18 protein-coding genes are annotated in these 22136 nt (G+C 28.7%); 11 read left to right on the forward strand and 7 right to left on the reverse strand.

The annotated features are described in order from the left end of the window. Positions 1-86 precede the first annotated feature (86 nt). Genes ACUXZJ_RS11020 through ACUXZJ_RS11035 form a run of 4 tightly spaced genes read right to left on the reverse strand, consistent with a single transcriptional unit; the run spans position 87 to position 4715 of the window. On the reverse strand, positions 87-1670 hold the full coding sequence (locus ACUXZJ_RS11020; protein ID WP_060382107.1) for a DHA2 family efflux MFS transporter permease subunit: 1584 nt from the start codon (positions 1668-1670) through the stop codon (positions 87-89). A 10-nt stretch (positions 1671-1680) separates the two neighbouring features. Beyond that, a complete protein-coding gene (locus ACUXZJ_RS11025; RefSeq protein ID WP_060382108.1) occupies positions 1681-2766 on the reverse strand; it encodes an HlyD family secretion protein in 1086 nt (361 codons plus the stop codon). 9 nt (positions 2767-2775) lie between these two features. Beyond that, positions 2776-4095: a TolC family protein gene (locus ACUXZJ_RS11030; protein ID WP_063743940.1), complete on the reverse strand. Its 1320-nt coding sequence runs from the start codon at positions 4093-4095 to the stop codon at positions 2776-2778. After that, positions 4092-4715, reverse strand: a complete 624-nt coding sequence (locus ACUXZJ_RS11035) for a TetR/AcrR family transcriptional regulator (protein ID WP_060382110.1) — start codon at positions 4713-4715, stop codon at positions 4092-4094. The genes ACUXZJ_RS11030 and ACUXZJ_RS11035 overlap by 4 nt, the downstream gene beginning before the upstream one ends. 255 nt (positions 4716-4970) lie before the next feature. On the opposite strand from ACUXZJ_RS11035, the gene ACUXZJ_RS11040 reads away from it, so the two are divergent. The 5 genes from ACUXZJ_RS11040 to ACUXZJ_RS11060 all read left to right on the forward strand — a co-directional run bounded on the left by ACUXZJ_RS11040 (position 4971) and on the right by ACUXZJ_RS11060 (position 12433). Continuing rightward, positions 4971-6185, forward strand: coding sequence for an RsmB/NOP family class I SAM-dependent RNA methyltransferase (locus ACUXZJ_RS11040; protein WP_063743939.1), 1215 nt, complete (start codon positions 4971-4973; stop codon positions 6183-6185). Positions 6186-6205: 20 nt separating this feature from the next. Beyond that, the gene (locus ACUXZJ_RS11045) at positions 6206-7321 is read left to right on the forward strand and encodes an endonuclease (protein WP_063743938.1); all 1116 of its coding nucleotides are present in this window, start codon (positions 6206-6208) and stop codon (positions 7319-7321) included. Between the two features lie 82 nt (positions 7322-7403). Then, positions 7404-9791 (forward strand): endonuclease, encoded by a 2388-nt coding sequence (locus tag ACUXZJ_RS11050; RefSeq protein WP_103681670.1) that lies wholly within the window; start codon positions 7404-7406, stop codon positions 9789-9791. Between the two features lie 617 nt (positions 9792-10408). Continuing rightward, positions 10409-11797, forward strand: coding sequence for a dihydrolipoyl dehydrogenase (gene lpdA / locus ACUXZJ_RS11055; protein WP_063743937.1), 1389 nt, complete (start codon positions 10409-10411; stop codon positions 11795-11797). Between the two features lie 321 nt (positions 11798-12118). Further along, positions 12119-12433: a rhodanese-like domain-containing protein gene (locus ACUXZJ_RS11060; protein ID WP_060382115.1), complete on the forward strand. Its 315-nt coding sequence runs from the start codon at positions 12119-12121 to the stop codon at positions 12431-12433. A 294-nt stretch (positions 12434-12727) separates the two neighbouring features. On the opposite strand, the gene ACUXZJ_RS11065 is transcribed toward ACUXZJ_RS11060, so the two are convergent. Then, positions 12728-13444 carry a potassium channel family protein gene (locus tag ACUXZJ_RS11065; RefSeq protein WP_060382116.1) on the reverse strand — a complete coding sequence of 239 codons (717 nt, stop codon included), beginning with the start codon at positions 13442-13444 and terminating at the stop codon, positions 12728-12730. 293 nt (positions 13445-13737) lie between these two features. Here ACUXZJ_RS11065 and ACUXZJ_RS11070 point away from each other — a divergent pair, with 293 nt between their 5' ends. The 6 genes from ACUXZJ_RS11070 to ACUXZJ_RS11095 all read left to right on the forward strand — a co-directional run bounded on the left by ACUXZJ_RS11070 (position 13738) and on the right by ACUXZJ_RS11095 (position 19518). Beyond that, the gene (locus ACUXZJ_RS11070; RefSeq protein ID WP_063743936.1) at positions 13738-15891 is read left to right on the forward strand and encodes a TonB-dependent receptor; all 2154 of its coding nucleotides are present in this window, start codon (positions 13738-13740) and stop codon (positions 15889-15891) included. A 155-nt stretch (positions 15892-16046) separates the two neighbouring features. Next, complete coding sequence (locus ACUXZJ_RS11075) at positions 16047-16670, forward strand: hypothetical protein (RefSeq protein ID WP_060382118.1); 624 nt, start codon at positions 16047-16049, stop codon at positions 16668-16670. A gap of 30 nt (positions 16671-16700) precedes the next feature. Further along, positions 16701-18035, forward strand: a complete 1335-nt coding sequence (locus tag ACUXZJ_RS11080; RefSeq protein WP_060382119.1) for a histidine kinase — start codon at positions 16701-16703, stop codon at positions 18033-18035. Positions 18036-18074: 39 nt separating this feature from the next. Further along, positions 18075-18374 carry a 2TM domain-containing protein gene (locus tag ACUXZJ_RS11085; RefSeq protein WP_060382120.1) on the forward strand — a complete coding sequence of 100 codons (300 nt, stop codon included), beginning with the start codon at positions 18075-18077 and terminating at the stop codon, positions 18372-18374. A 9-nt stretch (positions 18375-18383) separates the two neighbouring features. Further along, on the forward strand, positions 18384-18740 hold the full coding sequence (locus ACUXZJ_RS11090) for a 2TM domain-containing protein (protein ID WP_060382121.1): 357 nt from the start codon (positions 18384-18386) through the stop codon (positions 18738-18740). 22 nt (positions 18741-18762) lie between these two features. Then, complete coding sequence (locus ACUXZJ_RS11095; RefSeq protein ID WP_060382122.1) at positions 18763-19518, forward strand: LytR/AlgR family response regulator transcription factor; 756 nt, start codon at positions 18763-18765, stop codon at positions 19516-19518. A 409-nt stretch (positions 19519-19927) separates the two neighbouring features. Here the strand turns inward: ACUXZJ_RS11095 and ACUXZJ_RS11100 are convergent, their stop codons facing one another. After that, a complete protein-coding gene (locus ACUXZJ_RS11100; protein WP_060382123.1) occupies positions 19928-20782 on the reverse strand; it encodes an OmpA/MotB family protein in 855 nt (284 codons plus the stop codon). Positions 20783-20788: 6 nt separating this feature from the next. Continuing rightward, complete coding sequence (locus ACUXZJ_RS11105; RefSeq protein ID WP_060382124.1) at positions 20789-21790, reverse strand: glycosyltransferase family 2 protein; 1002 nt, start codon at positions 21788-21790, stop codon at positions 20789-20791. Positions 21791-22136 lie beyond the last annotated feature (346 nt).

The raw sequence follows: 22136 nt of genomic DNA on the forward strand, positions 1-22136 counted from the left end.
AAATCATCTTCTAAACAATACGGATTTCATATTATTTTGGAATTTTTATTTTAAGTATTTTTTCTATAACTTTTATAGTTTAAAATTTAGTGCATAGCATCTGCAGCACTAATATTAGATTTTCGAGTTTTGATGACTACTACTATAGGAATGCAAATTAAAAACAAAATGCCTAAATACATAAAGATATCCATAAAGGCTAATATATTAGATTGTTTTATAATTTTTAATTCAAGAACTTGATATGCTTTGTTCAAAGCTTCATTATAGGAATATCCCTTAGCAATGAAACCTTTTTGGATCATAGTTATTTGATTTTGAATTTGAAAGTTTGTTTTGTCTAAATGAGCTACTAAATGAGCTCTATGTTTTTGTCCCCATCTAGAAATAAAAGTTGTAACAATGGCTATACCAAAAGATCCTCCTAATTGTCTTAACATCCCTGTAAAAGCTGCTCCATCGCCTATATCCTTACCTGTTAGTTCACTTAAAGAATAACTTGTTACAGGTACAAAAAGGAGTCCTAAACCTAAACCTCTCAAAATTAAAGGCCACCAAAAATGTTCTTCACCTGTATTAGGAGTTAATATGTTATATAACCAAAAAGCAAAAATAGAAAAACAAGTAAAGCCAATGATTAATAAATACTTTATAGAAACTTCTTTTTGTAATAGTTTGCCTACAAAAGGCATGGCAAATGCAGTCATTAATGAACTAGGAATTAGTAAAAGTCCTGATTGAGTTGCGTTCCATCTTAAAATAGATTGGGTATATACAGGTATGACAAAAATTGTGGTATAGACTCCAAATCCTAAAATAGTGGAAAACAAAATACCCATTTGCAGCGAATTATACTTTAAGACTTTTAGATTTACAATTGGAAACTCGTAAGTTAATTCTCTATGAATAAAAAAGACAAAGCCAAATAATGAAACGATGCACAAATTAATAATCGTTTTACTATTAAACCAATCATCTTGTTGTCCGTGTTCTAAGACATACTGAAGGGAACCTACAAATAGGGATAGATAAATAATGCCTAACCAATCTACCTGATTTGCTTTTAATTTAATACTAAATTTAGGGCTTTTTACATACATTATAGACAAAACGGTGGCAATAATTCCGAGTGGAATATTGATGTAAAAAATAAAAGGCCAAGAAAAATGATCTACTATGTAACCTCCTAATGGAGGACCAAAAGTAGGACCTAAGATTACACCTAATCCGTAAATGGCTTGAGCCATTCCTCTTTTTTTGATAGGATAACTTTCTGTTATAATGGTTTGTGCAGTTACTAATAAAGCACCTCCGCCTAGACCTTGAATAAATCTAAAAAATACGAGTTCCCAGATATTGGTTGAGTTTCCACATAAAAAAGAAGTAATGGTAAAAATAATAATTGAGGCTGTAAAATAGTTTTTTCTACCAAATTGTTGAGAAAGCCAATTGGTCATGGGTATAATAATTACGTTGGCTATGGCATAAGCCGTAATTACCCATGAAACATCGCTTAATGTAGCTCCCAAACTCCCTTTCATTTCGTTAAGAGCTACATTAACAATGGTCGTATCTACTATTTCTAGTAGTGAACAGAGTATGGCAACTATTGTTACCATAATTCTTCTATAGCCATATTCTACTAGATCATTTGTAGTGTCTTGTATCATTTTAGAATTATTATTTTAAGTGTACATCTACATGTGCATTCATACCAGAGCGTAGTAATTCAATTTTTTCTTTTTCATTATCATTAGTGAATTCAATTTTAACGGGAATTCTTTGTACTGTTTTTACAAAATTTCCAGTTGCATTGTCAGGAGGAAGTACAGAAAATTGAGAGCCTGTAGCTGGCGAAAAGGAAGAAATTTTTCCTTTTAATTCAAGATCTCCAAAAGCATCTACCTTTATTGTTACTTCTTGGCTTACTTTCATCTTTCCTAATTGTGTTTCTTTAAAATTAGCTATTACCCATGTTTCGGCAGTATTAACTAGATAAAAAAGAGATTGTCCTTGATTAACCAATTGACCTGGTTGAATATTTACTTTAGAAACTTGTCCATCTATAGTTGCTTTTACCACAGTGTATTCTAAATTTAATTCAGCGGCATTTAAAGCGGCCTTTGCTCTACTGATATTAGCAGATGCTACTTGCGTTTGTTTATTAGAAACGATTGCTTTAGATGCTACTACATTTTTTTGATAACTACTGGCTTTTTGTTGATTGGTTAAGATTTTTATTTGGTTTTCGGCTTCTAATTTAGCAGCTAAAGCCTGTTCATATTGTTGCTTTGTAATAGAACGATTTTTATAAAGATTATGGTATCGCTCATAATCACTAGTAGCACGTTCTAAACGAATTTTAGCTGTTTCAATGGTTCCTAGTGCAGAAGCTACATTAGCATCTGAAGCAGCAACACTTGCGTTGGCACTTCCTACATCTGCCTTTGCCACTTCAAAAGTACTTTCTGCTGCTACTAATGAGGCTTTAGCTTCTTCTACTTTTACTAAATAATCGCGATTGTCTATTACAAATAAAGTATCTCCTTTTTTTACAAAATCATTGTCTTTAACATATACTTTTGAAACATAACCAGAAACACGAGGAATAATAGGAGTCATTTTTTTTTCTATTTGTGCATCGTCCGTTTCTTCGTGTGTTTGAGCATGTAAATATTTACTAATTCCATAGCTTCCACCACCAATTACTAATGCTCCTAATATGATTGCGAATTTTTTATTAATTGCTTTTTTTTCAGTTTCCATAAGACGAAATTATTTTGTTAAATTGAATGATGTAGTTAGTTGACCTGATGTAGCTAGCATTTCATAATACTTTAAAAGAACATTTGCTCTAGAATTAGCATAATTTATTTTAGCATTTAATTGTTCAACATCTGCATCAATGAGTTCTGTAGCTGTTGCTAAACCATTGTCATGTTTATCCTTAACAATTCTATAGTTTTCACTTGCTTGCTCTATAGCTTGTTGATATACCTTATTTTGATCTTGTGCAAGATTAAAATTTTCTATACTTTGTTGAGTTTGAATTTTTATTCCTTCTTTTAATAAATTTTGAGTAAGTTTTAATTCTTCGGCTTTATTCTTAGCTGTTTTTACTTCTTTTGAAGTTTTGTATAGAGAGCTTAGATCATAAGAAATCCCACCGCCTATATTTATTGCATTGGTAACATTTATCACGTTTTGTAAACTCATGGCTATATATCCTGCGGATAAGCCTATTTTAGGAAAATAATTACTTTGTGCTATTTTTATATTATTTTCATTAGCTTTTTGTAGGTAATTTATAATTTCTAAATCTTTTCTGTTTTGTAAAGCATCTTGTTCGTCTATGGTTTTAGAAATTGGAGACTGTCCATCAAATTGATGTTCATCAATTCCTATTTGATATCCTTCAGGAAGATTTAGCAATGTAGTTAGAGCATAGTTTGTGATATTTACATTTTTATTTGCTTCCTGTAAACTTAGTTTGATTTTGGCTAATTGTAATTGTGCTTTTAGGAGATCATTTCGAGCAATAATTCCGTTTTGTTCCATATTTTTAAAATCTTTCACACGTTGCTCAGCACTTTTAATATTATCGCCTATGAGCTCTACGGATTTTAATGATCTATATAATTGCGCATAATATTCAATTACTTTTAGTGAAACATCTTCTTTTGTACTAGATGACTTTGCTTTTTCAGCTAAATATAAATTTTTTGTTACTTGAATACTATTTTTAATTTTTCCTCCTGCAAATAGAGGTACACTAACATTTGCTTGCCCCATCATAAATTGGTTTATATTAGATGGGTTTACTGAAGAATGAAAAGGTAATTTTAGTTTTAGATCAATTGTTGGTTCGGTAAGATAAAAATAGTTTCCACCTATTTTAATATCTGGGTACTGATGATCTTTGGCTTGTTGCCATTCTAATTTTTTTGTATCAGCTTTTGTTTGAGCCAATAAAATTTCATTATTGTTTTTTTCTAGAAGTATTAAAGCATCCTTTAAATTTAAATTGGTTCTTTCTTGTGCGTACCAATTATAATTTATTAGTATCAATAAAGGGAGAAATTTATTTGCATTCATTTTTTTACTAATGATTTTATAACTTGTTTTATATGTTTAGTAAGCTCAATATTTATATAATTTTCCCATTGATTTTCATCCTCTATACCTATTAGTTTTTGATAAAAAGAACGACTATTATAAAAATGAAAATAGGTGCCTAATATAGTAGGAGCTAGTAAAAAAGTGTTTATATCCTCTTTAAATAAACCTTGTTCTTGCCCTTCTTTAATTACTCTATTGAGTTCAATATAATTACCTTCTTTAGCTTCGTTTATCAGTTCAAAATCAATTTTTCTTTTTTGATTATTGAACTCCATATTTATTATTTGATAAATAGATTTATTATTGTGTATTATTGCAACATAAAATTCAACTAAATTATCTAATTTTTCAAAAGGACTTGTTTCGCTATTTCGAATATTTTCCATTTGAAAATTTAAACCTGCTGAACGATAAAGGACGATTCCTTCCAATAATTTTTCTTTAGAACCAAAATAATAAGAAATCATAGCTACGTTGATGTTTGCAGCTTTTGCAATATCTCTTACAGACGTTCCGTCAAATCCTTTCTCCGCAAATAGTTTTTCAACTACTTCTAATATGGCAATTTGTTTATCGTTAAATGGATGTGTTCCCATGATTATAATAATTTTCGGCAAAACTAAACGATTGTTTGTTTTAATCGGTTGTTTGAAATTGTTTTAACATTTTTTTAACATTTACTGTTTTCATAAATATCCTTATAACTATTTAAAAAATGAAATGATTTTACAGAATTAATGTTTTAATTTAAAAAAAACGAAGAATATCTTTTAATTTTTCAAAATAAAATACCATAGAGTGTTTATAAGCTTATAACTTTATCATATATTTGCGCCCTCAAAAATAATGATATGCGATTACATAGAAACCTTGTTTACACGACTATAGACTCTTTAAATGCTATTTTTAATGAAGGAGAATACGCTGATAAAGTAGTAGCTAGAGCTCTAAAAAAAGATAAAAGATGGGGGAGTGCTGATAGAAAGTTTGTAGCTGAAACAATCTATGAAATAGTAAGATGGAAACGTTTATATGCTGAAATCGGAGATGTTAAAGAACCTTATAATCGTGAAAATTTATGGAGAATGTTTGCTGCTTGGGCTGTTTTAAGAGGTTATCCTATACCTGATTGGACTCAGTTACAAGGTACTCCAGAACGTAAAATAAAAGGACGTTTTGACGAATTATCTAAAAAAAGAGTTATAAAAGAGTCTATTCCAGACTGGATGGATACTCTTTGTGTAAAGGAATTAGGAGAAGATCTTTGGAGTAAAGAAATTAAGGCTCAGAATGAGCAAGCAAAAGTAATCCTACGGGTTAATACTTTAAAAACAACCAAAGAAAAGTTACGTGCGATCCTGATGGATTTGAATATAGAAACGGAATTTTTAAAAGATCAGCCTGATGCCCTAGTATTAAAAGAACGCGCAAATGTATTCTTAACACAAGCCTTTAAAGAGGGTCTTTTTGAAGTACAAGACGCTTCATCACAATTAGTTGCCCCATTGTTAGATGTTCAACCAGGTATGCGTGTAGTAGACACTTGCGCAGGAGCTGGAGGCAAAACACTCCATTTAGCGTCTATTATGCAAAATAAAGGACAATTAATTGCTTTAGATTTATACGAAAGTAAATTAAATCAATTAAAATTAAGAGCACGTCGTAACGGTGTTCATAATATTGAAACTCGTGTAATTGAAAATTCTAAAACAATCAAAAAACTTCATGGAACTGCTGATCGTGTATTGATAGATGCTCCTTGTAGTGGCTTAGGCGTTTTAAAACGAAATCCAGATAGTAAGTGGAAATTACAACCAGAATTTATAGATAATATTCGAAAAGTACAAGCTGAAGTTTTAGAAAATTATTCTAAAATAGTTAAGCCAGGAGGAAAGTTAGTATATGCCACTTGCTCTATATTACCATCTGAAAATCAAGAACAAATTCAAAAATTTTTAGCAACAGAAAACGGTCAAAATTTTACTTTAATTAAAGATTACAAAATATTAGCACATCAAACAGGGTTTGATGGGTTTTATATGGCATTATTAGAAAAAAAATCTTAATATAAGTTTTTAATCAATATATGAAAAAGAATTGCCTTTTTTTTATTTTTATTTTCAGTTCCTTTTTTGGAGTTGGACAAAACTGTCCTAATGATTTAAAAACGTATTATTCTTCCGCAACAGGAGTGGGCTATATTTTAAAAACACAGCTTTATAATATTATTAAAGATCATACAGTAATTAGTTATACGCCCGGTTTATGGAATTTATACTATACTTCGGATGTAAATTCTGATGGAAAAGTCTGGGATATATATTCAAACTGTAATTTTGTTTTTGGAGCTCCCCTCTTAACAGGAGGTAATCAAGATGACGGAAAAGGAGGGAAAGTTGAATGCGAAAGATATAACAGAGAACATACTTTTCCTAAAAGTTGGTTTGGCGGTTCATCAGGTATGCCCATGTATACAGACGCATTTCATGTTATGCCTACTGATAAAAAAGATAATGGAATGAGAGGAAGTATGCCTTATGGAATAGTAGGAAATAATCCTACTTATATAACAAATAATAATTCCAAAATAGGAATTTGTACAGCTCCCAACACACCCACTAATCTTACCGTCTTTGAACCTGCAGATCAATATAAAGGAGATATAGCAAGAAATTATTTTTATATGGCTACACGCTATGAAGATAAAATTTCAAACTGGCAAAATATCACAGTTGATGCAAATGCTGTTTTAGATGGATCTAATGATCAAGTTTATGAAAAATGGTATCTAGACCTAATGATTGCTTGGCATCTTCAAGATCCCGTTAGCCAAAAAGAAATTGATAGAAATAATGCAGTTTGTGCAGCACAACATAATAGAAATCCTTTTATAGATCATCCAGAATATGTTTGCCAAATATGGTCAGCACAATGTCAAGCTTTATCTAATGTTGAAGTTGAATTACAAACCAATATTAGTTTATATCCCAATCCATCCAATGGAGAATTAATTATTATTAATTCAGAAATTCAATTAGATGAAATTCAGGTATATAATATAAATGGACAATTAATACAAAAAGAAAAAAATCCTATAAAGAAAGGAATAAGTTATGATTTAACAGGTTTGTCTAAAGGATTCTATTTATTGAAATTGACTGCAGGAACGCAATCTATAACGAAAAAAATTATCGTACAATAACAAAGTGGCTATGCGCCACTTTTTTTATATCTATGTTTTTTAATAAATTAATTATACACCCAAAACAATTTAAAAACAACCAATGAAATCAAAAACTACTTTTTTTGCACTTTTTTGTGCATTAGTGGGACATGCACAGGCACCCTCAGGTTATTACAGTTCCGCTACAGGTTCTGGTTATACCTTAAAAACACAATTGTATAATATTATCAAAGACCATACGGATAAAGGGTATGCTGGACTTTGGACTACTTATCAAACTTCTGATAGAGATAAAGAATACGAAAATGATAATTCAATCATTGATGTTTATTCTGAAAACCCTACAGGAGTAGATCCTTATGTATACCAATATGGTACAAACCAGTGTGGAACTTATTCAGGAGAAGGTGGATGTTATAATCGAGAACACATGATTCCGCAATCCGTTTTTAATAATGCAGCACCTATGGTATCCGATGCACATTTTATTCCACCTACTGATGGTAAGGTTAATGGAATGCGATCTAATTATCCTCATGGTATGGTAGCTGTTGCTAACTGGACATCAAGAAATGGAGGGAAATTAGGATCAAGTGCTGTTTCAGGTTATACAGGTACCGTTTTTGAACCAATTAATGAATTTAAAGGAGATATTGCTCGTATGTATTTTTATTTTGCTACACGCTATGAAAATACAGTTGCTAATTATTCTTCTTATGAAATGTTTAACAGAACTTCAAATCAAGTTTTTGCAAAACCTTTCTTAGATATGTTATTAAAATGGCATGCACAAGATCCTGTAAGTGCTAGAGAGATTGCTAGAAATAATGCTATTTATGCTCGCCAAGGTAATCGAAACCCATTTATTGATAATCCTAATTATGTAAACCTTATTTGGGGAGGTTCTACTGCTGATACGATAGCCCCTACCGTACCGTCTGATCTGACATCTTCAGGAATAACAACGACCGCTTGTACTTTATCATGGACTGCATCTACAGATAATGTTGGTGTAACCAGTTATAATGTGTATCTAAATGATGCTCTAAAAATAACGGTTACAGGTACTAATGCTATTATAACAGGATTAACAGCTTCTACTTCTTATTCATTTATAGTAAAAGCAAAAGACGCAGCAGGGAATTTGTCAAATGCAAGTACTACATTAAATGTTATAACAGCTACTGGTGCTGATACGATTGCGCCTTCAAATCCTACGAACTTAATTGCTTCAAATATTACAACAACAACTTGTACATTATCATGGGGAGCTTCAACAGACAACATAGGAGTAACAGGATATGATGTATATCAAGGAACAATATTAAAAACATCTGTTACAAATACTAATGCTACTATAACAGGATTAACAGCTTCCAGTAATTATTCATTTACAGTAAAAGCAAAAGACGCAGCAGGGAATGTTTCAGGATCAAGTAGTGTATTAAATGTTACAACAGCTACTGGTGCTGATACGATTGCGCCTTCAAATCCTACGAACTTAATTGCTTCAAATATTACAACAACAACTTGTACATTATCATGGGGAGCTTCAACAGACAACATAGGAGTAACAGGATATGATGTATATCAAGGAACAATATTAAAAACATCTGTTACAAATACTAATGCTACTATAACAGGATTAACAGCTTCCAGTAATTATTCATTTACAGTAAAAGCAAAAGATGCAGCAAGAAATGTTTCAAGTTCAAGCAATCTATTAAATGTTACTACAAAAGCTAATGTTACTTCTGTTTCTGATTTATATTTTTCAGAATATTTAGAAGGATCTTCAAATAATAAAGCTTTAGAAATTACAAATAAAACAGGTGTTGCTGTTAGTTTATCTTCTTACGTAATAAAAAAACAAACCAACGGATCTGGTTCATGGAGTACAGGTTTAAAATTAGCAGGTACATTAGCAGATAATCAAAAATTTGTAATTGTAAATAGTTTAATAGCGTCATCTTGCTATTCTTCTACATTAGCCAATTTATCAACCACTGCTGGAGAAATGGCTTATAACGGTAATGACGCTATAGGGTTGTTTAAAAATGGTATTCTAATAGATATTATTGGTAAATTTAACGGAGGTACTGCTGATTTTTCAATAGATGAAACAATGAGAAGAAAAGAAACAGCGGTTGTACCAAGTACTACCTTCAATAAAAATACTGATTGGGATATATACGGAGTTGATATTTGTTCGGGTTTAGGAAATAGAATAGGAAAATCAAACCAAAATAAAAAAGAAATAAATATAAAATTATATCCAAATCCAACAAACGGAAACTTTGAAATAATTTTCGAAGATTTATCAGATAGATATACAGTTGAAATTTATACTACCTTAGGTCAAAAAATTCATGAAATTACAGAAATTACTTCTGGATCAATTTCTGTTAACGATTTATCTAAAGGAATTTATTTAGTAAAAATAAATCAAAATGAAAACTCTATTATTAAACAAGTTGTAGTAGAATAAAAAAATACTATAAAATTAAAAAAGAGGGATAAAAAGTTATAACCTTGTCATTTTCGACCAAAGGAAGACACGAATGAGATGAACAGTTGAAATGATATAACGTCTAATATATGACTTCTAAAATAAGAGAAATTATAATATTATAACGTTAAATTATTACTTTTTAGCCCCTTTTTTTTATATGCCCCTAGTTTAATATTAGAAATTTATTACAAATAAAAATTTCCATCCGTTTTATCTTCTTTGCCCTTTTTATCTTCATCACAAAGGAGAAACCACATAATGTTTATTATGAAACTCCTCCTTACGTCAGAGTGACAAACTGTATGTTGATTTAGGTACTATCCTACAAAAACAATAAAAGTTAGTGTTGGTTCTCGATGCGCTTTGGGCTCGAACTAATGATGATTTCAATTATATACTTAACCGTTTGTTTGAGTTGTTTTAAAATGAAAAAACATATTGAGAATTTTGCTTTTAATCCAGTATATTTTAAGTTTAAATGATGTTATATTAATTCTATAATTAAACATAAAAACATAATTGATGTATTTTTTTATTATACCATAAATTATATTTATTTTCGTGCTCTGAAAAACTTGAAAAATCAAAATAAAATGAAATACGATATTATAGTTTTAGGTAGTGGACCAGGTGGTTACGTTACTGCTATTCGTGCATCTCAATTAGGCTTTAAAGTAGCTGTTATTGAAAAAGAAAACTTGGGAGGTATCTGTTTAAATTGGGGATGTATTCCAACAAAAGCCTTATTAAAGTCCGCTCAAGTTTTTGATTACCTAAAACACGCTTCTGACTATGGTTTAAAAGCGGATAATGTAGATAAAGATTTTGGTGCTGTAATTACTCGTTCAAGAGGTGTTGCTGAAGGAATGAGCAAAGGAGTTCAGTTTTTAATGAAGAAAAATAAAATTGATGTAATTGACGGTTTTGGAAAGGTTAAACCAGGAAAAAAAATAGAAGTTATAAATAAAGAAGGTCAAATCACCGAATATGCTGCTGATCATATTATTATAGCTACAGGTGCTCGTTCACGTGAATTACCTAATTTACCACAAGATGGTAAAAAGGTAATTGGATACCGTCAAGCAATGACATTGTCTGAACAACCTAAAAAAATGATTGTGGTAGGATCTGGAGCTATTGGAGTAGAATTTGCGCATTTTTATAATTCAATGGGAACTGAAGTAACAATTGTTGAATTTATGCCTAACATCGTTCCTGTAGAAGATGAAGATATATCAAAACAATTTGAACGCTCTTTAAAGAAAGCAGGAATCAATATTATGACCAATGCTTCAGTTGAAAAAGTAGATACTACAGGAGAGGGAGTAAAAGCAACAGTTAAAACCACTAAAGGAGAAGAAATACTAGAAGCTGACATCGTACTTTCTGCAGTAGGAATTAAAACCAATATTGAGGGAATAGGATTAGAAGATGTTGGAATTGCAACTGATCGCGATAAAATTTTAGTAAATGATTACTATCAAACAAATATACCAGGATATTATGCTATTGGTGATGTAACGCCAGGGCAAGCTCTTGCGCACGTTGCTTCAGCAGAAGGAATTCTTTGTGTTGAAAAAATTGCAGGCCTACATGTTGAGCCACTAGACTATGGAAATATACCAGGTTGTACTTATGCAACTCCAGAAATTGCTTCAGTTGGTTTAACAGAAAAAGCAGCTAGAGAAAAAGGATACGAAATAAAAGTAGGAAAATTTCCGTTTTCGGCATCTGGTAAAGCATCAGCAGCAGGAACAAAAGATGGTTTTGTAAAAGTTATTTTTGATGCTAAATATGGCGAGTGGTTAGGTTGTCACATGATTGGTGCTGGTGTAACAGATATGATAGCAGAAGCGGTTGTAGCTCGTAAATTAGAAACTACAGGACACGAAATTCTAAAAGCAGTACATCCGCATCCTACGATGAGTGAGGCTGTAATGGAAGCAGTTGCAGATGCTTATGGAGAAGTTATTCATTTGTAAATTAAGATTACATTAAAAATAGATATAAAGAGGGAGCCTTAAAAAAATAAATTTTTTCATTTAGATTAAAGTGAGAAAGCATACAGTTTTAATACCAGATTTTAGTTAACATAACTAAATCAAACGATGAATTGTAATTTAAGACCTCCTCTTTATATTTTCTTTCAATTACATTACCTATTTAAAAAGAGGTAATAAAAAATATTTTTTAAATATAAAATAATTTAAAATTAAGTATAATTAAATAATATCAAGAAAGTTTTAGATTTTTTTTAGTTGAAAAATTATAGATCTTTTTTAAATTTGATAAAAACAAATATTATGGATTTAAAGCAAGAAGATTGGTGGACTAAATTACAAGAAGATACTAATGCAGTCGTATTAGATGTGCGTACGGCGGATGAGTGTATAGATGGAATTATTCCTAATGCTGTAAATATAGACATTTATAAAGGTCAAGGTTTTATTTATCAAATAGAAGAATTAGATAAAACTAAAAATTACTATGTATACTGTAAAGCAGGAGGGCGTAGTGCACAAGCATGTAATATAATGAATCAAATGGGATTTAATGTTACATATAATCTAATAGGAGGTTTTTCAGAGTGGAATGGTCCAGTAGATCAATTGAAATAAAAATTTAAAGATTTTACAAAAAAGCTACCTTTAGATAGCTTTTTTGTTTTGTATTATGTTATAAAACTAATTTTAGAGAAGTTATACCATTTAAATTTAAAGTATACTGAATTAAAAAGTAAAATTCTCGATTTGTTTTTTTATTTGGTCGAAATGAACAAGATTGCGAAATTTTTGGACAGTCTCAAGGTTAAAAATAGACATCTAGAAAAGCAATAAAAATTTTTTAGACTAAAATTCCATTTTGATTAAATAAATCAAAATGGAATTTTCTTTTTTAAAGAAAAAATCAAATTACGATTCTCCTTCATGATCAAAGTAGCCTTTAACTTTGACCTTAGTAGAAAAGAAATTTAAAAATAAAACAACAAAAGATAAAAAAAACATAGATTGTATACTTACTAAAACCCGTCCTAATAAAGTTATAGGATGAAAATCGCCATATCCTATAGAATTAGATGTAATAAGACTAAAATAAATAGGCTCAAACCAATGTTTAAAAGGCTTATTCATTTGATTACCCATAGCATATAATACCCCAAATCCAATAACAACTTCGGCATAATTTAAAAATAATAGTAACATAGAACGTTTATATGAACGAGGTCTTGAAAACAAATCTGAAGCAAATATTAAAGTAGGAATATAAAAAAAAGTTTCTAGTAAAAGATAAATCATTATACTAATGATAAAGATATTATTTTGCCATCCATTTATTAATATAATAAGTGGAAAAACAACCTTTGCCACTACATAAAAATCTATAGTAATGTCTTCGTACTCAAAATTTATTTTGTGCGCAAGCTGCTTTATATAAATTCCAGGAAAAAGCAGCTGAGAAGAAGATAAAAGTAAACGTACAATTTTTTCAATACCGCTATCATCCTGATGATCATTATTCCATATAGAAAGGATATTTAGTATTCGTTTTTTTATAGGATCATGTTTAGGCTTATCTTTTTTATGTTGTTTCCCTAAAATTAGTTTTTTATAAAAATGTTTTAAAGGCATGGTAAAAATATTACAATGTTAAAAGATAAATATTTTAGAAATGATTCAATTTTGAAAACATAATAGATAAAGATGAATCCTATAAAAACATTTCTAAAAGCTGTAGAATTACAAATATACATTTTCAAAAGATACCATTATTAATAAAAGCAAAGTTATTAGAACAAGTAGTATAGAGTATTTATTATAAAATAAGAAATAACAATTCAGTCATTAGAATTTACAATTCAGTATTAAATAATTTTTTTAGAATTTATAGTTTTTCAATTTTGGACAGTAAAATAACGAAATCAATGAAAAAAATAGTAAATTTTTTAATGATTGTTTTTAGTACTCTTTCTCTTTCACAAACTAAAATAGAAGGAAAAGTGATCGATAAAAAACAACATGTTATATCAGGTGCTAACGTTTTTATAGAAGGAACTTATGATGGAAGTATAACCTTAATAGATGGAACTTTTTATTTTGAAACCTATGAAAAAGGAGTACAAAACTTAATTATAAATCAGTTAGGGTTTGATGAATTAAAAGTGCCAATAAACATAGAAAAAAATCAAACAAACACCTACATCTTAAAAACTACTATAAATGCCTTAGATGCTGTAACAATTACTGCGGGAACTATTAAGGCAGGAGATAATAGCAAAGTATCAGCCTTAAAACCACTAGATATATTAACTACAGCTGGTGCCTTAGGTGATGTTGTAGGAGCTTTTCAGACAATGCCAGGAGCACAAATAAATGGAGAAAGCGGCCGTTTGTTTGTTAGAGGTGGCGAAAGTGATGAAACACAAACTTACATAGATGGAATTAGAGTAGCGCAACCTTATGGGGTTACACCAAACAATTTGCCTACTCGAAGCCGATTTTCTCCCTTATTGTTCAATGGAATGACATTTTCGACAGGAGGTTATTCAGCAGAATTTGGAGATGCTTTATCGAGCGTTTTGCTAATGAATACAATTAATGAACCAGAAATAGAAAAAGCTGATTTTGGAATCATGTCAGTAGGCACCTCAATAGGTAAGACTAAAAAATGGAAAAAAGGTTCATTAAGTTTAAATACCTCCTATATTAATTTAGGACCTTATCAATGGTTAATTCCCCAAAATATTCAATGGAATAAACCCTATCAGACTTTGGGAGGAGAAAGTGTTTTAAGACAAAAATTAAATAATGGAATTTTTAAGTTTTATGTAGCATTAGATCATTCTTCATTTGATTTAAATCAAACAGAAATAGGTACATTAATCTTAAAAAGAATTCATAATACTAATAACAATCTATATCTAAACTCTTTCTATAAAAAAACGTTTATGGATAATTGGACCCTTACAACAGGGGGGAGTTTAGGTAGAAATGAAATAAATATGTTCGTGAAACAAGATGATTTATATACAAAAGAATTGGCAACACATCTAAAATTAAAAATAGATAAAAAATTTTCAAATAGATTTACATTATCCTTTGGTGGAGATTATTTTTATACTCGCTTTAATGAAAAATACACACTTGAAAATAAAACAGAATATAAATTAGGTTATCAAAGCCAAATAGGAGCATTATTTGCAGAATCAGATTTGTACCTATCAAATGATTTTGCATTAAAATTAGGTACTCGTTTTACATACAATAGTTTGATAAACCAAAAGGTATTAGAACCAAGAGCATCACTAGCCTATAAAATTTCAAAAAATAACCAATTTTCATTTGCCTATGGTGATTTTCATCAAGCACCTAAACAAGATTATTTAAAATATACAGCTTCATTAGACTTTGAAAACACACATCATTATATTCTAAATTATTTATATACTGCCAATAAAAGAACACTTCGTGCCGAATTATATTTTAAAAACTACAAAAACCTTATAAAATATAATACAATACAACCTTTATATAATTCGCAATTTACTAATACAGGACATGGGTATGCACAAGGAATAGATCTATTTTGGAGAGATAATAATACGTTTAAAAAACTAGAATATTGGATAAGTTATAGCTACATTGATAGTAAGCGGGATTTTAAAAATTATTCGTATGAAGTAACTCCCTCTTTTGTAGCTAATCATACCTTATCATTAGTCGGTAAATATTGGATAGAAGACTGGAAATCCCAAATAAGTATAACAAATAGTTTTGCTACAGGTAGACCTTATAACAATCCCAACGAATCACAGTTTATGAATGGCAAAACCAAAGCCTATAATAATTTAAGTCTTAGTTGGGCTTATTTATTAACAACTCAAAAAATACTTTATTTCTCAATATCAAATGTTTTAGGACGCGATAATGTTTTTGGTTATCAATACGCCTCAAAAGCAGATTCAAGCGGTGTTTTTCAAAGAGAAACTATTGCTCAACCAGCTAATCGTTTTTTCTTTATAGGCTTTTTTTGGACAATAAGTAAAGACAAAAAAAACAATCAATTAGAAAATTTATAGATTTTAAAAAAGAGTGTTGTTGTTATTTATCAATTAATAACAATCCATCTATAAAAAATTACAGTTCAGCTAGAATTCGTTTTTAAAACATACTACTTACAGTAATTTTGAAATAGAAAAAATAGAATATTCAAAAACAATTAAATTTAAAAATTATGGTACGTCTTTTAACATTTTTAGCATTTATAATCAGTTCAGTAATCTTTGGACAAGAAGGGAAATATGAACAAACCATGGGAAAAGCATTAGCAATTTGGAAAGAAGGGAAAACAATGGAAGCATCTGCTATTTTTGAACGAATAGCATTCGCTGAAAAAAAAGAATGGTTACCAGATTATTACATTGCTTTGATTAATTGCACAGAAGCATTTAATCCAATAAATAAAGAAAAAAGTACAGATCTAATAAATAAAGCACAAACAGCCTTAGAAAGTGCTAAAAATAAAAGTCTTAAAAACGATGAAATCAATGTATTACAAGCACTAATCTATCTAGTAACTTTAGTTCAAGATCCTATGAATAATTCTATAAAATATTCACCATTAATCATGACTGAATACCAAACAGCTTTAATCATTAACCCTAATAACCCACGTGCTGTTTTTGGAAAGGCAGAGTTTGAATTAGGAGGTGCTAAGTGGACAGGAGTTGATACAAAGCCATTATGTGAAGAAATAAATCGGTCATTAGAACTTTTTGCTAATTTTAAACCTGAATCACCCTTACACCCAAAATGGGGATTTGAAAGAGCAAAACAAGTTGCAACTACTTGTAAATAATAAAATAAAAATAGAATAAAAAGACATCAAATGAATAAATGGATCAAAACAATACCTACAGCTATTCTAATTAGCTTTTTTATAGGACTAGCATTGTTATTTATCAACTATCTTAATGGGGCAATTATAACTTGGACTTATTTAAAATGGAGCTTTTTTTATGCTTTTCTTTATGGAATAAGTTTGTATTACGCTAATGGTATTGTTTTTGTCTTTTTTGATCGTCTGTTTAAAGAAAATAGATTTGCTCCAAAGCGACTTATTTTAGGAAGTGCAACTTCTTTTGTTGTTTCTCTATTTATGATTTTTCTTTTAAGAATTTTTGAAAGTGTTATGATAGATGATGAAACATTTTTAGAATTTATAAAAAATGAAAAAGCATCTAATTATGTGGTTTCTATGGTTATTACCTTAATTGTTACTTTAGGTCTATATTTATTCCATTTCTATAAAAATTATCAAGAATATAAACTCACAGAACAAAAAGTAATAGCGGGTACAGCTTCTGCTAAATTTGAAACATTAAAAAATCAAATAGATCCTCATTTTTTATTCAATAGTTTAAATGTTTTAAGTTCCTTAATTGAAGAAAATCCAGAACAAGCACAACGGTTTACTAGCTCATTATCTAAAATTTATAGATATGTTTTAGAACAAAAAGATAAAGAATTAGTACCTGTAGAAGAAGAATTATCTTTTGCAAAAACATATATGAATTTACTTAAAATGAGATTTGAAAATAGTTTGAGCTTTGAATTGCCCGTAGATTTTAATAATTCAGACGCTAGAGTTGTTCCTCTTTCTCTTCAGTTACTTTTAGAAAATACCATTAAACATAATGTAGCAAGCGAAAAAAAAACATTGTACATAAAAATTTTTATAGAAAACAATTATTTAGTAGTAGAAAATAATTTACAAAAAAAAGAAGTATTACAAAAACATAAAGGAGTGGGCTTACAAAATATTATTAATCGTTATGAATTAATTTCTTATCGGAAAGTTTTAATTCAACAAACAGGTACTTGTTTTAGGGTTTATATTCCTATTTTAACAAAACAGATTACTATTATGGAAACACAAGATATTTATAACGAAAATTTAGCCTTTACTAAAGCTAAAGAAAGAGTAGAAAAAATAAAATCTTTTTATGCAAATTTAATATCCTATTGTAGTATAATTCCTTTTTTAATATTAATCAATTCAAAAACATCAAATTTTAATTGGTTTTGGTTTCCACTAATAGGTTGGGGAATGGGATTATTTTTTCATGCTATAGAAGTTTTTGGTTATGGAAAAAATTGGGAAGAACGAAAGATTAAAGAAATTCTAAGAAAAGAAAATCTTCAAAATAAAAAATGGGATTAGTAAAATGATATAATAATTTTTAGATAAAATTATAAAAAAATGGAAAATTTTAATGATGGTTTTCAACGTTATGAAAAAGCAAGGAAAAAAGTAAAAGAAATCAAAGATTTTTACTCACATCTTATTTCTTATTTATGTATAAATACTTTTTTCATTTTTATAAACCTAAAATATTCATCAAATCATATTTGGTTTTTTTATCCAATGCTAGGTTGGGGGATAGGCTTGTTTTTTCATGGTTTAAAAGTTTATGACTTTTCTTTTATTAGTAAGAATTGGGAAGAGCGAAAAATTCAAGAACTCATAGAAGAAGAAAAAAAAAGAAATAATAATAAATAAACAAAAAGAATGGAAAATAGAGAAGAATATAAAAAAATGAAACATTTTATCCCTACAAATGAAGAAGAATCTCGTTATTTAGAAGCTTATAAACAAGTAAAGAAAATAAAAGGATTTTATACCCATTTAATAATATATATATTTATTAATACAATACTTTATATAGCAAATATTCAAAATATAAAAGAAAATGAAAGTTATTTAGAATGGCATTATTTTTACACAGCATTTTTTTGGGGAATAGGTTTACTTGCACACGGATTATCCGTATTTTTACCCAATATGATTTTAGGCTCTAAGTGGGAACAAAAAAAAATACAAGAATTAATAAAACAAGAGCAACAAAATAAAAAGCAATGGAATTAATCTATAAAATATATTTAAAAAAATGAATATTATAATTATAGAAGATGAAAAACCATCAGCACGTTTATTGCAACGTAAAGTAGAAAAATTAGGACTACTTGTAAATCAATTATTACATTCTGTTGAAGAAGCAATACAGTGGTTTCAAAATAATCAACACCCCGATTTGATTTTTTTAGATATTCAATTATCAGATGGTTTATCATTTGAAATTTTTGAAACAATTGATATAAAAAGTGCTGTTATTTTTACAACCGCTTATGATGAATATGCCTTACGTGCTTTTAAATTAAATAGTATTGATTATTTATTAAAACCTATTGATGAAGATGATTTAGAGAAAGCTATTCATAAGTTTAAATCTCGTACATCAACTCTACAAAATCTTTCATTAGATTTTGATATGATTAGGCGTATGCTCGTAAATCCTGTTGAAAAAGAATATAAAAAACGTTTTACTGTAAAAATAGGACAACAATTAAAACTAATTGAAATTCAAGAAATAGAATGTTTTTATAGTCAAGATAAAGGTACCTATTTGCATACTCTAGATAATCGTGATTATTTATTAGAAGGAACTTTAGAACAATTAGAAAACGAACTTAATCCAGAAGATTTTTATCGAATATCTAGAAAATTTATTGTGCCTTTAAAATCAATTAAAGAAATTCAATTACACAGTAATTCAAGATTAAAATTAATATTACCCTCATATAAAGATGATGAAATAATAGTTGCTCGTGAAAGAGTGAATGATTTTAAAAAATGGATAGGTTGATACTATTTTTATTCATAATGCCATTTAAATTTAAAATATACTAGATTAAAAAGTAAAGTTTTCTATACGTTTTTTATTTTAAAAACAACTCGAATAGATGGTTGAGTATATACTTGAAATCATCGTTAGTTCGAGCGCGAAGCACATCGAAAAAAACATTAATTTTTGTTGCTTTTGTAGATGTACTATTTTTAAAAAACAAAATTTAAAGTTTAAATGGTATAAGAATTAAGTTAGAAAACACAAATAAAACCCTAAAGAGAAAAGATTAATGAATATTAAAAAGTAGAAAAAGTAATGAAGAGTAATTATTTCCTACTTTTATTTGTCTTTTTTGGATCAACCAAAAAATAAATATAATAAGGATAAAAAATAAGAGGAAATATTGAATAGATCCTCTTATTTAATTTTATTTACTTAAGTTTTTCATTTCTTTTTCGATCATTTCATAAAATTGATCAATTTTTGGCATGATAATAATTCTTGTTCGTCTGTTTTTAGAACGATTTTCAGGAGTATCATTATCAACTAATGGAATGTGAAAACTTCTTCCCGCAGGTATTAATTGCTTAGGATTTACGCCTAAATCTTTTTCTAATACACGAACAATAGAGGTAGCTCTTTTTACAGAAAGATCCCAATTGTCTAGTAAAACACTATTTTTTATAGGCAAATTATCAGTATGACCTTCTACCATACACTCAAAATCAGGTTTGCTATTAACCACTTTGGCAACCTTTCCTAGCACTCCTCTAGCCCTATCACTCACATCATAGCTGCCTGATTTAAATAACAAATTATCTGCTATAGAAATCATTACAACTCCTTTTTCTACATTTATATTAATATCTGGATCATCTATTCCTACTTCACGTTTTAAACTTGTAACAAGTGCCAAGGTTACGGAATCTTTTTTAGTTAAAGCATCTTGTAAACGATTAATTTTTAAGTCTTTTTCTTTAATTGTTTCCAATGCTTTTTCTATATTCTGAGCTCCTTTTTGCGTTAAAACAGTCATTTCTTTCGAACTATTAATCAAATCAGAAGTGTTTTTTCTTAAATTTTGATTTTCATTTTGTAGAGCAGCTAAACTAGCATTAAGTCCCGATTTTTCTTCTAAACAAGAATTTAACTTAATAGTTGCAGTATTCAACAAATCTTGTGTTTCTTTATTTTTAGCTTCTAATTCAGTATATTTTTTTTTAGAAACACATGAGGTCGTTAAAAGACCTAAAAGTGATAATGTTAAAAATGTTTTATTCATTTTATTTTAATTTTGATATAGATCAGCAAAAATTTTGCCATTTTTAATAAAATAACGATAAACTATAGAATTTATTTTGTAATAATTTTCTTTTTGATTTAGATCTCTATTTTTTAAATATTTAGGAAGATTAGTGTATAAATAGTAATGTGATTTTAAAACAGCCCAAAAATGTTTAGGTTTTAATTCAATTAAAAATTTTATACCAGCTATTCCATCTAATAGCATTCTTACAAGCAAGATAGGAATTAATTTTGATGTGGGAAGATTTTTAGTCATCATCCACAATGAGTTTCTAAAATTTAAAAATGTTTTTTGAGGAGAACCTGTTTTTAAAGTACCTCCACCAAGATGATAAACAGTAGATAATCCACAATACTTAGTTTGGTAACCTTTATTAAAGGCTCTCCAACACAAATCAATTTCTTCTTGATGCGCAAAAAAATCAGAATCCAATCCATTAAGTTCTCTAAACACGTCTTTTCGTATAAAAAAACAAGCACCTGTAGCCCAAAAAATATCAATAATATCGTTGTATTGACCTTTGTCCTCTTCTAAAGTATCAAAAATTCTACCTCTGCAAAAAGGAAATCCATATCGGTCAATAAACCCTCCAGCAGCACCTGCATATTCAAACATAGTTTTATTTTTATAATCTAATATTTTAGGTTGTGCAATAGCAACTGTTAGATCTTTTTCAAATAAATCTATAATGGGGTTTAGCCAATCTTTTGTTACTTCTATGTCAGAATTTACTAATGCGTAAATATCTTCTTCAACATACTTTAAAGCTTCATTATAACCTTTTGCATAACCAAAATTCCCTGTATTTTGTATGATTTTTACAAAAGGAAATTGTGTTTTTATAAATTCTACAGAATGATCAGTAGAAGCATTATCTGCAACATAAATAGTTGCTTCTGAAGAATGCTGAATAATTGATGGAAGAAATTGATCTAATAATTTTTGTCCATTCCAATTAAGTATGACAACGGCAATTTTTTTCATATTTAGGAGTTTTACTAAATAAGCCTTTTAATTTTTTTAATAATTAATCAAATATTTTACAACTACAAAAATAAGTGTAATAAAAGAGATAGTGTAATAGATACCTTTAATTATTGTAAAAAAACTCGATAATTCAATTAAATTTTTAGAAAGAATAGGATGGATTTCTAGTATGCAGATAATGCAAATGTTTTCGGTATAATCAAATAAAGCCGAAATGATAGGTAATAAAACTATGTAAATAAATTGAGTTTCTAATAAATTAAGTTTTTTGAGAAAATAAATACAGATAAAACTAATTGCAAATAAAATAGGAAAGATCAAATCTAGGGGAATTTGCTGATAC

The sequence above is a fragment of the Flavobacterium sp. TN-1 genome, assembly GCF_052828645.1.

What these genes read in the sequence shown, in the direction of transcription:
- ACUXZJ_RS11095 (WP_060382122.1), top strand. Translation starts at nt 18,763, where the DNA reads ATGAATATTATAATTATAGAAGATGAAAAACCATCAGCACGTTTATTG.
- ACUXZJ_RS11020 (WP_060382107.1), bottom strand. Translation starts at nt 1,670, where the DNA reads ATGATACAAGACACTACAAATGATCTAGTAGAATATGGCTATAGAAGA.
- lpdA (WP_063743937.1), top strand. Translation starts at nt 10,409, where the DNA reads ATGAAATACGATATTATAGTTTTAGGTAGTGGACCAGGTGGTTACGTT.
- ACUXZJ_RS11025 (WP_060382108.1), bottom strand. Translation starts at nt 2,766, where the DNA reads ATGGAAACTGAAAAAAAAGCAATTAATAAAAAATTCGCAATCATATTA.
- ACUXZJ_RS11085 (WP_060382120.1), top strand. Translation starts at nt 18,075, where the DNA reads ATGGAAAATTTTAATGATGGTTTTCAACGTTATGAAAAAGCAAGGAAA.
- ACUXZJ_RS11060 (WP_060382115.1), top strand. Translation starts at nt 12,119, where the DNA reads ATGGATTTAAAGCAAGAAGATTGGTGGACTAAATTACAAGAAGATACT.
- ACUXZJ_RS11030 (WP_063743940.1), bottom strand. Translation starts at nt 4,095, where the DNA reads ATGAATGCAAATAAATTTCTCCCTTTATTGATACTAATAAATTATAAT.
- ACUXZJ_RS11105 (WP_060382124.1), bottom strand. Translation starts at nt 21,790, where the DNA reads ATGAAAAAAATTGCCGTTGTCATACTTAATTGGAATGGACAAAAATTA.
- ACUXZJ_RS11040 (WP_063743939.1), top strand. Translation starts at nt 4,971, where the DNA reads ATGCGATTACATAGAAACCTTGTTTACACGACTATAGACTCTTTAAAT.
- ACUXZJ_RS11075 (WP_060382118.1), top strand. Translation starts at nt 16,047, where the DNA reads ATGGTACGTCTTTTAACATTTTTAGCATTTATAATCAGTTCAGTAATC.
- ACUXZJ_RS11035 (WP_060382110.1), bottom strand. Translation starts at nt 4,715, where the DNA reads ATGGGAACACATCCATTTAACGATAAACAAATTGCCATATTAGAAGTA.
- ACUXZJ_RS11050 (WP_103681670.1), top strand. Translation starts at nt 7,404, where the DNA reads ATGAAATCAAAAACTACTTTTTTTGCACTTTTTTGTGCATTAGTGGGA.
- ACUXZJ_RS11090 (WP_060382121.1), top strand. Translation starts at nt 18,384, where the DNA reads ATGGAAAATAGAGAAGAATATAAAAAAATGAAACATTTTATCCCTACA.
- ACUXZJ_RS11100 (WP_060382123.1), bottom strand. Translation starts at nt 20,782, where the DNA reads ATGAATAAAACATTTTTAACATTATCACTTTTAGGTCTTTTAACGACC.
- ACUXZJ_RS11070 (WP_063743936.1), top strand. Translation starts at nt 13,738, where the DNA reads ATGAAAAAAATAGTAAATTTTTTAATGATTGTTTTTAGTACTCTTTCT.
- ACUXZJ_RS11045 (WP_063743938.1), top strand. Translation starts at nt 6,206, where the DNA reads ATGAAAAAGAATTGCCTTTTTTTTATTTTTATTTTCAGTTCCTTTTTT.
- ACUXZJ_RS11080 (WP_060382119.1), top strand. Translation starts at nt 16,701, where the DNA reads ATGAATAAATGGATCAAAACAATACCTACAGCTATTCTAATTAGCTTT.
- ACUXZJ_RS11065 (WP_060382116.1), bottom strand. Translation starts at nt 13,444, where the DNA reads ATGCCTTTAAAACATTTTTATAAAAAACTAATTTTAGGGAAACAACAT.